This is a genomic window from Nocardia sp. NPDC004068, from assembly GCF_042874315.1.
Classification (GTDB): domain Bacteria; phylum Actinomycetota; class Actinomycetes; order Mycobacteriales; family Mycobacteriaceae; genus Nocardia.
In genome coordinates this window covers 129,673-141,013 of sequence record NZ_JBIAMW010000017.1, presented here as the reverse complement: position 1 = coordinate 141,013, position 11,341 = coordinate 129,673, and the positions used below count along the sequence as shown (strand labels likewise).

Annotated in this window: 12 protein-coding genes; 6 read left to right on the top strand and 6 right to left on the bottom strand. The window is 64.1% G+C overall.

The features are described from left to right. Window positions 1-92: 92 nt before the first annotated feature. From ACFYTQ_RS32600 to ACFYTQ_RS32585, 4 genes are all read right to left on the bottom strand, one after another. Window positions 93-593, bottom strand: a complete 501-nt coding sequence (locus ACFYTQ_RS32600; RefSeq protein WP_387369232.1) for a recombinase family protein — start codon at window positions 591-593, stop codon at window positions 93-95. Between the two features lie 198 nt (window positions 594-791). Then, window positions 792-2,297: an NAD(P)/FAD-dependent oxidoreductase gene (locus ACFYTQ_RS32595; RefSeq protein ID WP_064909812.1), complete on the bottom strand. Its 1,506-nt coding sequence runs from the start codon at window positions 2,295-2,297 to the stop codon at window positions 792-794. Continuing rightward, entirely contained in the window at window positions 2,294-3,223 is a 930-nt protein-coding gene (locus ACFYTQ_RS32590) for a hypothetical protein (protein WP_064909810.1), read from the bottom strand. The genes ACFYTQ_RS32595 and ACFYTQ_RS32590 overlap by 4 nt, the downstream gene beginning before the upstream one ends. Window positions 3,224-3,275: 52 nt before the next feature. Continuing rightward, window positions 3,276-4,193 (bottom strand): alpha/beta hydrolase, encoded by a 918-nt coding sequence (locus ACFYTQ_RS32585; RefSeq protein WP_082976712.1) that lies wholly within the window; start codon window positions 4,191-4,193, stop codon window positions 3,276-3,278. 325 nt (window positions 4,194-4,518) lie between these two features. Between ACFYTQ_RS32585 and ACFYTQ_RS32580 the strand changes: the two genes are divergently transcribed. The 6 genes from ACFYTQ_RS32580 (at window position 4,519) to ACFYTQ_RS32555 (ending at window position 8,951) form a co-directional block, all read left to right on the top strand. After that, window positions 4,519-5,154 (top strand): TetR/AcrR family transcriptional regulator, encoded by a 636-nt coding sequence (locus tag ACFYTQ_RS32580; RefSeq protein ID WP_064901987.1) that lies wholly within the window; start codon window positions 4,519-4,521, stop codon window positions 5,152-5,154. Between the two features lie 26 nt (window positions 5,155-5,180). After that, a complete protein-coding gene (locus ACFYTQ_RS32575; RefSeq protein ID WP_082976711.1) occupies window positions 5,181-5,921 on the top strand; it encodes a TetR/AcrR family transcriptional regulator in 741 nt (246 codons plus the stop codon). 60 nt (window positions 5,922-5,981) lie between these two features. Beyond that, window positions 5,982-6,422, top strand: a complete 441-nt coding sequence (locus ACFYTQ_RS32570) for a PaaI family thioesterase (protein WP_064901989.1) — start codon at window positions 5,982-5,984, stop codon at window positions 6,420-6,422. 8 nt (window positions 6,423-6,430) lie between these two features. Beyond that, on the top strand, window positions 6,431-7,309 hold the full coding sequence (locus ACFYTQ_RS32565) for an alpha/beta fold hydrolase (protein ID WP_064909841.1): 879 nt from the start codon (window positions 6,431-6,433) through the stop codon (window positions 7,307-7,309). Between the two features lie 56 nt (window positions 7,310-7,365). After that, a complete protein-coding gene (locus tag ACFYTQ_RS32560; protein WP_064909806.1) occupies window positions 7,366-7,977 on the top strand; it encodes a TetR family transcriptional regulator in 612 nt (203 codons plus the stop codon). A 317-nt stretch (window positions 7,978-8,294) separates the two neighbouring features. Then, complete coding sequence (locus ACFYTQ_RS32555; RefSeq protein WP_064909804.1) at window positions 8,295-8,951, top strand: transglutaminase family protein; 657 nt, start codon at window positions 8,295-8,297, stop codon at window positions 8,949-8,951. Window positions 8,952-9,003: 52 nt separating this feature from the next. Here the strand turns inward: ACFYTQ_RS32555 and ACFYTQ_RS32550 are convergent, their stop codons facing one another. Both ACFYTQ_RS32550 and ACFYTQ_RS32545 read right to left on the bottom strand, forming a co-directional pair. After that, entirely contained in the window at window positions 9,004-10,074 is a 1,071-nt protein-coding gene (locus ACFYTQ_RS32550; RefSeq protein ID WP_064909802.1) for a BtrH N-terminal domain-containing protein, read from the bottom strand. Next, window positions 10,071-11,285, bottom strand: coding sequence for a cytochrome P450 (locus ACFYTQ_RS32545; RefSeq protein WP_064901995.1), 1,215 nt, complete (start codon window positions 11,283-11,285; stop codon window positions 10,071-10,073). Before ACFYTQ_RS32545 ends, ACFYTQ_RS32550 begins: the two co-directional genes overlap by 4 nt. Between the last annotated feature and the right edge of the window lie 56 nt (window positions 11,286-11,341).

Sequence of the window (11,341 nt, the reverse complement as noted above, 5' to 3'; positions counted from 1 at the left end):
CCAGGCGATTCACGAGTCACACCCGGTCTGAAGAACCAGCACCACCCTGCCAGCCAGCCCCAGGCCAGCCACCACAAACACTTACAGGCGGTTCAGTTGAGACGGTCGGCGATGGCTTGGTGGGACAGGTTCTCCTCCCACCGCCACCGGAAGATCTTTTGAACCACTGGCCCCTGGATGGGGTCGGGTTCGAGCCGTGTTTTCTTGTGTCCCCTGGCGCGTTTCGCTGGGACGGGGTGCGGCACGGGTTTCGCTCGATACCCGTAGGGTGGTTTGCCGACGTTGTATCCCGCCTCGGTGTGGACGGCGAAACCGTCCCACGACTTTTCGAGCATCTCGGTGACATAGAACTCGGCGATGCTTTGCTTGACCCGGCGGGTCAAGACCTGAGTCGCGACCTTCTGTTTGCGGATTCCTTTGGTGGCCAGGGTGAACGGCTCGTCGGCGGCGAGCAGCCGCACCCCGTGCTGCTGGAGTTCGTGTTCGATGGTGGTACCGGTGTGGGTGAAGCGGGAGATCCGTTCGATGGATTCGCAGATCACGAAGTCGAAGCGGCGGTCCGGGCGTCGCGCCTCGGCCAGGAGGTCCTGGATCCCGCCGTCACGGGGAACGGGTATATCGAACTGTTCGTGGGCGTGGCCGTGCGAGGAGCAATCCTCACAGGTCAGGAGTCAACCAAACCGGGGGTAGCCCCTCTTCGGACGGGCCACGGCGGTCGTCCAGTTGGCATAGAACCAACCCGGTGCGCGTGCCCGACACCCCACATCAGAACGTCGGGCACCCGACAGATTTCAGGCCACCGCGTGGTAATCGGACAGTACGACTTCCTCCATCTGGTTACGAAATTGCCGTGCCAGCCCGGGGAACATCGTGGGGTTGAAGCCCTCTGCCGTCAGGTACCAACTTGCGCACCCGGAATTCCACGTCGTCCGAGACAGGCGCCGCTGAAGATCCGCATTGAATCTGTCCTGCGCGATCTCCCGCACGTCGAGATATCGGAGGCCCCAGCGTTCGATCATCTTCATCGACTCGACGATGTAGTCGATCTGCGCTTCCAGATAGATGAGCGCGGAGTTGTGTCCGGGACCGGAGTTCGGCCCGAACGTGAAGTGCAGATTGGGATAGCCGGACACGTGAACACTCTTGTAGGCGTACGCGCGCTCGGCCCATTCGTCCCCGAGGAGTCGTCCACCGCGACCGCGTACGGGGAACGGCGTGCCGGTCTTGCCGATCACCTCGAATCCAGTGGCGAAAACAATGGCATCGAAGCGATGTTCGACTCCTTCGACGGTTTGGATTCCGCGCTCGGTGAGCCGGACGATCGGGAAGGTGTAGAGCTTGCACTTGTCGCTACTCAGTGCCGGGAGGTAGGTGTTCGAAACTAGTAGCCGCTTGCAGCCCGCCCGGTAGTCCGGCGTGAGCTGGCGTCGTGTCCACTTGTCGTCGACTTGGATCCTGAGTTGCAGTCGTGCCGCAAGCTCCAACAATGTTGTCAGCTGTGTCGGCCACACGACACCCAGCCCCATCGCCTCATGAGCCCAGAAGAGTGCGGTCCGTGCCAGATCCTCGGTGAGCGGCAGTCGTTGATACATCACCCTGGCCCAATCCGGCACCCGGTACTGCGGGCGCGGTAGCACCCATCCCGGGGTGCGCTGGAAGACCGCGACCCGATCAGCCCGCTTCACCAGCTCCGGAACGATCTGCACCGCACTCGCGCCGGTTCCGATGACGGCCACGGCCATGCCGGTCACGTCCAGGTCCGGGTTCCAGTGGGCGCTGTGAACCGTGTGGCCGCGATAGTCCTCGATGCCGTCGATGCTGGGCAGACTGGCGGTGGACAGTGGTCCGGTCGCCATCACGACGGAGCGAGCCTCGAGAACTTCCTCACCACCATCGATCACCGCCCGGACTCGCCAGACTCCGGCACCTTCGTCGAAATCGAGTCCAACAACGTTGCGGCCGTATCGAATTCGATCGACCAGATCGTATTCTCTGATTACCTCGCGAAGGTAGGCGAGGATTTCACCGCCATCGGAGTATCCGTGCGACCATCTCGGATTCGGAGCGAACGAGAACGAGTACAGCATCGACGGAATGTCGCAGGCAACTCCGGGATACGTGTTGTCGCGCCAGGTGCCGCCCGGGTCGAGTTCGCGCTCGAGCAAAACGAAATCCTCGATCCCCGCCTGCTTCAGCCGGACCGCAACACCGATCCCGGCGAACCCCGCGCCGATGATCACCACCCTGGCCGTTTCGGGAACGTCAGCGCTGACGACGTCTCCGATGTGGGTGATCATGCCGCGACAACCGGTTCGAAGGTGAGCTCGTTGATCCAGGAGGGAATCGGACCCAACATCCGCTTCGGATAGTGCGCGGTAACGGTGAGCAGGGTGTTCCCCAGCAGCCGATGGTACGGATGGGCCGGGTTCATGATCATTTCGCCGTAGTACTTGATGACGTGATAGATCGGATTGCGCCGAGTCGCGATGCTGCGATCGCCGATGATGCCAAACTTGCGAATGGCATCGAAGAGCTTCTGTTCGTCGAGCCCCATCTCGACGATGCTGTCGTGCACGCGGGTCAACAACGGCAGCCCGGTGAGGATGCCGACGATCATGGACGGGCGCAGCGCGGTTCCGACCGTTTCGATAATCAGCTGATGCAAAGGACTCGCCCCGATCATGTCCAGGACATGGAAATCGACCGCCAGATGCCGGGACTCGTCAGCATTGATCTTCTGAAAGACCTTGTGACACAGGGGGTCCTTGATTTCATCGAGCAAGAACTTGAGCAGCGCGCCGTCGAGCGCCACCTCCAGCATCGGGATCGCCGAACCCAGCACCGACAGCGGCATGTCGTCGGCATAGTTGTCCAGCCAGTCGATGGCGAGCCGGATATTGACGTTCGGTTCCGGAATCTCGTCGTCCTCGAGCATCCCCCACCGACGCATGAGAGCCAACTCCGCGTTCGCGTGCTTCTGCTCTTCGGCGTGGAAGTAGCGATAGATCTCGGCGAGAGTGTTGTCCTCGGCCTGATGGGCGAGCGCGACGAAGGCGCGCGAACCCACCTGCTCGATCCACACGAGGTCGGACATGAACTGTTTGATCTTCGGTCGTTGCTCGGCGGTGATCGCATCGGCCCCGGGTTCTTCCCAGTCGAAATCACCAAGCGCCCACTGGCGCTGCTTGATGGTGTGCAGAGTGTGCTGCAATTCGATCGGCATCGCGTCACTCCTTCGCGATTGTGGACACCCGACTCACCCGGGCATCCGGAACTCACTGTGTCGCCGCGTGGGCCTCCCCCACGGCGAGTGCATTGCGCAAAAAGGCTCCGCTGAGGCTCAGCGCCATGCGAGCCTGCGGCAAGTACCTGAACAGAGCCGGGAAGACGTGCACCTGCCCCGGCCAGATATGGAGGCAGGACACCCCTCCGGCGGCCTTCACTCTGGCGTGGAGCGCGCGCGCGTCCCCGAGGAGCATTTCGGTCCCGCCGACGTGGATCATGATCGGGCAGATACCCCGGAAATCCGCGTCGAGCACCGAGATCTCCCGCGCCGAGGCACCCGCGGTGTACAGGCCGACAACCCGGCTGACCGCCGCGGCCGCGGCGAACGGGTCCTTCTGTCTCCGGTTGCGTTCTCGGGTCCGTGCCAAGTTGAGGGTCGCATCCGTGACCGGAGACAGGACGAGCAACGCTGCCGGCGGGTAACCGTCACCGCGACGACTTGCCGCGATGGCGGTGAGCGCCGTCACGATCGCCAAATATCCGCCGGCTGAATCGCCGGCCACGGCCACCGGAGCGCCACCTGCTTCCGAGGTCAACCAGCGGTAAGCGCGCCAAACATCATTGTTCGCGGTCGGGAATCGGAATCTTGGAGCTTTTCGGTAGCTCACCGCGAACACCGGTAACCCGGCCGCTGCGGACAGCTCGGCCGTCACACCTCGATGTGTTCGTGGCGAGCAAGCGACGAACGCTCCGCCGTGGATATAGAGCAACGCGGCCCCTCGCGCCGTGACGCCTGGCGCCCGGACCCATTCGCCGACCACGGTCCCGTCCTCGAAGTCGACACGCACGGGCGCGCATTCGACTCCATCCCGCGGACGGCTGACAAGGCGAAGCATGCCGGTCAATGCCCCATCGAGCAACACCAATCCCGGCGGGCTCGCGGGGATCGCGACCGACAGCGGGCGCATCACACTCCGAACTCCGAAACCCGTCAGCGTCGCAGAGAAGCCGGGGCGCTCATGTACCGCGAGGGTCGGCACGCAGGGGGGAGTTCCTGCGGACGGATGACTTCTTGCCGACCGCGTCCACTGACTCAACAGTCCGACGATGCGCCAGGACGCTCCATTGCGTACCACAGATAATAATGGTACATATCCGGTATCTTTGTTTCAATACCTACGTCAAAGCCAAACAGAAGCGGATGATTGTACGAATGCCCAGAAGCCGGGCGAGAATCGGACACAATCGACGCCCGAAACCCACGACCTGGATCGAAGGAACGATCACATCGCGATGAACTACGCCAGCTTGCTCGTGAAAGCGGTCGCGCTGATCAGGACGCCGGCCCCGACCGGAACGCCGGAACGGATCCTGGACGCGGCGCTCCGGCAGTTCGAAGTGGTCGGGATCAGCCGGACCACGGTCGAGGACATCACTCGCCGCGCGCGGCTGGCCCGCGTGACGCTGTACCGGCACTTTTCGAGCAAGGACCAGATCGTCGAGGCGGTGATACTGCGCGAGCTCGGCCGGTTCCTTGGAGAGTTGGAGCGCGAGGTCTCCGGACAGGCGACGCTCGAGGACAAGATTGTCGAAGGGTTCGTCTTCACGTTAGCCGCTGTCCGCGGGCACGCACTGCTCAACCGGCTGCTCGAGACCGAGCCCGAGTCCCTGCTCCCTTTCCTCACCGTCGACGCGGGCGGACTGATCGAGATCGCGTCGAGCTTCCTGACCGACCAGCTCGCCAGGGAACTCGTCGATGTGCGCCCTAACCGCGAATTGCATGCGGTCTCCGAGCTGACGGTCCGGGTCATCCTCTCGTTCATCCTCACCCCTTCCGCGCACATCCCTCTCGACACGGCCGATGATGCTCGACGATTCGCACGTCGGCACCTGCTCCCCCGGCTACGCGATGACACCACACAGCTGTGAGACAATTTTTGCGTCCTGTTTCACCCATGGTGGCTCCGCCGAGGCGGTCGCGCCGCGGCCGAACACCGTGCCGGACGACCGGCATACTCTGTGCCGTGACGATGAAATCGATCCGTTCCGGAACCAGACCGCCCACCGGACGCGACCCCGCGGACAGCCTGCTCGATGCCGCGGAGTTCTGCTTCGACCAGATCGGACCTGCCGCGACGACGATGGATGACATCGCCAGACAGGCAGGTGTCTCCCGCGCCACCCTGTACCGCACCTTCGCGAATCGGGAGGCCGTCGTCTCGGGTGTCATTCTCCGGGCCGCTCGCCGATATCTGGACCGAATCCGCCCCAGGATCGTGGCTGAACCCGATCTGGGGTCGGCGGTGCTCACCTTCGTGGAAACAACCATTCAGACTGCGACACAGGACAACTCGATCGCAGCCCTGTTCGTCAGCGACGATCGCCTCGCCGACACCGGGCTGTCGACTGAGACCTCGGTCGCACTCTTCGAGCTGGTGACAGAATTCCTGCGGCCAGTCTTCACCGCACACTGGACCGACCTACTGCCCGGTACCTCGGTAGATGACGCCGCCGAGTGGATCTTGCGGACGATCCTCAGCCTGCTCACCGTCCGAGGACCGAAACGACGCAGTCGTGACGGCTTGCACGACTACCTGGTTCACTACCTGCTCCCCGCTCTGGCCAGCACGGGCACGGCCGACCCCGGGCCGACGCCACCCCCTGGGGACAACTCGGCGAGCGACCCCTGCACCTGAGACAGATTTGCAGTACTGTCTCCATAGCACCGGCCGACGTACAGGGTGGAGCACACACCGATGGAATTCCCGCAGTTCGATGAAGAATGGGCCGGACAGATGTTGACCTCGGCGACAGCCGCGGGTGGACTGTCCGGATACCTCGATTTCCGCCACACCGAGCTCGACCCCGGTCGGCTGATCGCCGAGATGGCCGTACGCGACGAACTACTCACACCGTTCGGCAAGCTGCACGGCGGCTGCTTGTCGGCGATGGTCGATCATTGCCTGGGGGTCGTCTTCTACCCGGTCATCCCCCGTGGTTGCTGGGTAGCGACGACGGAGTTCAAATTGAACTTGCTTCGACCGGTCAGCGACGGGACATGTGTCGCGACGACCGAGATCATCGCCCTGACGAAGCGGTCGGGTGTCGCGCGAATCGACATCACGAATCACGGCAGGGCTGTCTGCGCCGCCCAGGGCACCGTCACCATCATTGCCAACCCGGACGCCAGGCCGTGAAAACGGCGATGACGACGGTGTCGGTACCGACCCGTGACGGGATCATGCTGACGGCCGATTACTACCACCACGATTCGGACCACCCGGCAGTTATCCTGCTCCACGGCGGCGGCCAGAGCCGCCACGCCTGGCGGACCTCGGCCTCGCGCCTCCACGAACGCGGCTACCCGGTCATCGTCTACGACGCACGCGGACATGGAGACAGCGATTGGTCCGCCGACGGCAGGTACGAGATCGAGCATCTCGCCGACGATCTGCTCGCTGTGCGGGAGCACTTCGAGCTCGATCGCGCCCCTGCCGTCGTCGGCGCGTCATTGGGTGGGATGACCATCCTCGGCACTCATCTGCTGGCACCCCCGGACCTGTGGGGAGCCGTGGTTCTGGTCGATGTCACTCCCCGGATGGAGTTCGCGGGCGCACGCCGGATCGTGTCGTTCATGTCGGCGCACCCGGACGGGTTCGCGAGTCTCGACAGCGCCGCGGACGTCATCGCCGCCTACAACCCCCATCGCGAACGGCCGGTCCGGCTGGAGGGGTTGCGCAAGGTGCTTCGACACCGCGATGACGGCCGATGGGTGTGGCGGTGGGATCCAGCGTTCATCGCGACACGCTTCGACGCCATTCACGGTGATCCGGCCGACGGGGCCGACCAGTTCGAGTCGCTGGTCGACACACTCCGGCTCGGAGCGGGTCGGATCACCGCGCCCACCCTGTTGGTTCGCGGGGGACTCTCCGATCTCGTATCCCATGACACCGTCGCCGAGTTCCTCGACCTCGTCCCGCACGCCGAGACCGTCGACATCGCGGGAACCGGTCACATGGTGGCCGGCGACGACAACGACGCGTTCACAGCAGCCGTCGTCGACTTCTTGAGACGAACCCTGTAACCCGACCGGCTTCGGGGCCGTCGGCCGACCGCGGCGAGCCGCCTATCCTGCACAGCATGCCGAGTCGGTCACTTCGCACGTCCTTCCGCAATCATCTACGAGAACAGGCCCTGTCCGCCGCGCGCACCTTGACCATCGAAAAGGGTTGGGAGCGAGTGCGGATGGGAGAGGTCGCCGACCTGGTCGGAGTATCCCGGCCGACCCTGTACAAGGAATTCGCGGACAAGAAGGGATTGGGTGACGCGCTCCTGGTTCAGGAGGCCGAACGCTTTCTCGCCGGGATCGACAGGATCCTCGAGGAGAACGCCGGAGATGTCGGCGGAGGCATCACCGCCGCCGTGCGATACACGATCGCGGAAGCCGAGACCAGCCCATTGCTCAGGGCTGTGCTCACCGCGAACCACGGCGTAGAGCCGGAAGCCACCGGCACCGGGATACTGCCGCTGTTGCCGACCTCGGCATCACTACTCCAGTTGGCATCCGAAGCCCTGGTCACGTGGTTTCTGGAGCATTTTCCAGCCCTCGACGCCACCGACGTGGCCGATGTCGTCGATGCGATGGTCCGGCTGACGGTCAGCGGTCTGGTCTTGCCGGCGGCCGACGCGTCATCCACCGCCGACCGGATCTCCAGGGTCGCCATCCGCTACCTCCACTTGGATGCGCTTTGAACCGTCGGATTTACAAGAACATAGGCATTGTTCAAATCTTGACAGAATGGCATATTTTGTAAATACTTGGCCGGTACCCAGCGGTTACACCCGGGAGCAGTCATGACGATCCACACAGCATCCGAACCCTGCGGCTCGGCCGGAAGTCGGCCCCCACGCCCTTACGACGAGGCCGATCTCTCCTCGACGGCGTTCTGGGCATCCAGTGCGAGCGAGCGGGAATCGACCTTCGCGGAGCCCGAACCGCCGGAATGCCATCGGGCGCTCATCGAAGAAGCGGTCTCGGCATGTCCCACCGGCGCATTGAGCGTCGAGGAATGAACGCTGTGGACCATCTGCAAGCCACCGAATTCCTGGACTGGCAGCACCCCGCCGTCCAGGAATTCACCCACGCGGCGGTCGACGGCGCCGTCGATCCCGTCGAGCAGGCCATCCGAATCTTCACCACGGTCCGTGACTCGATCTGGTACGACCCGTACACCGTCGCCGGCGATCCTCGGCAGTACCGAGCCAGCGTGGTCGCCATGTCCGAACGTGCCTACTGCATACCGAAAGCCGTGCTCCTGACCGCGGCCTGCCGCGCCGTCGGAATACCGGCCATGCTCGGATTCGCCGACGTTCGAAATCACCTGCAAACCGAAGCACTGAGGCAGCGCATGGGCGGTACCGATGTGTTCGTGTACCACGGGTACAGCCAGATGTTCCTGAAAGGACGCTGGGTCAAAGCCACACCCGCCTTCAACCGCGAATTGTGCGAGCGCTTCGGTGTAGAACCGATCGAATTCGACGGCGAACACGACGCGCTGCTGCACGCCTTCGCAGGCGATGGCAGTCGGCACATGGAATACCTGCGCGACCGCGGCCAGTTCGACGACCTACCGCTCGACGACATCCTCGACGCTCTCCGCGTGAACTACGGTGAACTCGTCGATGTGCCGTCAACCGTCTCGGATGCCTTCCGCCGCACCGAATGACCGATTTCCTCCGTGCGGGATGTCCACTGCGACACCGGATCACATTCCGCTGTCACTGTGGACCTCCGCGAAACGTGGACGGCCGATCGAGGGCAGTGGCCGCCACCTCGATCGCACGACGAAGGTTGGCCTCCTCGTCGACGACGCTGTGCGCGATCCCGCGGATGGCGTGTAGGCGCTCCGCGGGGTCCAGATCGGACCGCATTGCTTCGGTCGCAATCGCAGTCCACAACTCAGCACAGGTTCGCGCCTTACCCGCGGCGAGCAGAACCTGGGGGCTGCCGACCGCAGCGGCGATCTCGAAGCATCCTTCGGCGAGCAACCGGCGGAAAAGCCCGCCGCCGGTGCCGGCCTTCTCGATGAAAGCCGCGAGGTAGCGCAGAATCTCGTCGAGAGCCCCCGGGCTGAAGGCGGCCCGCCATCGATCGAGATCCTCGGCGAACGCACGCACTCCCTGCAATCCGGTGGTCGCACCGGCCGTGCCCCCCCGACTGACGACCGGGTCGGCCATGGTCGAAGCAATTTGACGGAAGGCGTCCGCGGCGACATTCCGCAGCGGCGGTAGACCTTCCGGCCATTCGATAAGGAACGTCGTGTGCCTCGTCGGAACCGGGAAGGACGTCGATGCCCGGGCCCGCGCCAGCGCTGCATAGGGCACCAGTTGGGTCTGCTCCCGGTCGTTGTCGACGACATGGGCGATTTCCGCGTCGTCGTCGTAGCCGATCACGACGATGTCGTGTCGGCTCATCCGCAACTTCACTCGCAGATACGGCAGTTCGGCGATATCCGCCCACGCCATAACCGGTCGGCCGGAGTCGATTTCGTTGGTCACCCACTTCCATCCGAGTTCTGGATCGTCAGTCGAGCGCGCGTCCACGGTTGCGCCGAGACGCGTCGGCAGATCGGTCTCCAGATCGGAGCCTCGGCCGACCAGGTAGAGAGGAGGGCGCAATTCCGACGAGCGCAGATAGCTGAAATCGAGCGCGCCGCTGAGGGTGAAGGTCAAGCCTTCCGAAGGTGGCCCGTTCCAGCCGAGCCCCGCCCACGCGAGTAGGTCCCGCTGGGCGCCGGAACCGCAATGGCCACCCAGACGGTGGGGGTAGGCGAGCACCAATCCGCTCACGTCAAACTCACCGGCAACGACGCCAGACCCCGGAATGACAGCCCGGGCCGCCACACCGGCTCCCCGTCCGCGGCCAAGCCGGGGAATCGCGCCAAAAGGCGTGGGAACAGCTCCATTGCCTCGGTCCTGGCCAATGCAGCCCCGAGACAGAAATGGATTCCCGACCCGAAGGACAGCGGGGCCGGATTGCGGCGGCGAAGGTCGAGGATGTCGGGGTCGTCATAGCGATCGGGATCGCGGTTCGCCGAACCCAGCAGCATCAGCACGACGGTTCCGTCCGGCACGGAGACATCACCGATGGCGGTATCGGCGAGCGCGGTGCGTCCGTTGGTCTGAACCGGCGCGTCATAACGGAGAAGCTCTTCGACCGCGTTCGACGCCAACGCCGGTTCGTCGCGGAGTGCGGCGAGTTGATCAGGATGGGCGAGCAGTGCGGCCAGCCCGTTGCCGATCAGATTGGTGGTCGTCTCGAACCCGGCGGCGAAAAGCAGGATGGCCGAGCCGACCATCTCATCCTCGTCCAGGGCGTCCGCACCCCGCGCGATCGCGAGACGGCTCAGAAGATCATCTTGCGGATCCGTCCGCTTCTCGGCCAACAGCGTCGAGAAATACTCGACCAATTGCGTTTCCGCATCCGCCGCTCGTCGGATTGCCGCAGTGTCGGAAGCGGGTTCGAGCGGCGCGAGCAAACACCGCACGAGCGGAGCGGCCGCCGCGCGATCGGATTCGGGCACTCCCAACAGGTCACCGATCACCGCCACGGGCAGTGGCAATGCGATCTCGGAGATGATGTCGATCCGTTCGCGCTCCGCCGCGGCATCGAGCAGATGGTCGATGCGTTCGGCGATTCGGGGACGCAACTGTTCGACGTGGCGGTGGGTGAACGCATCGGCGACCAAACGCCGCAGCCGCTCGTGATCGGGCGGATTACGGAACAGCATTGTGCGCCGGAAACGATGCAATGTCGTTCGCTGCAGATCCTCCGGCACATCGGTGAGCCGGAATCCCAGCGATTCGTCGGCCTTCCCCAGTCGACGATTCCGAAGCGCGGCCTGGCAGTCGGCGTATCGGCTCAAGACCACCACGCCCGAAGCGCTCACCAGCACAGGCGCGGTCTCACGCAACAACCGGTAGCCCTCGTATGGGCCCGATTCGCCATATTCGGTCAGCAACATCTGGCGCAGCAGGTCATCTGGTTCGGCACGCGTCATCAGAAGACACCTGCCCCAAGCAAACACGTCATCGCGAGATCCATGACCGCTCTCCG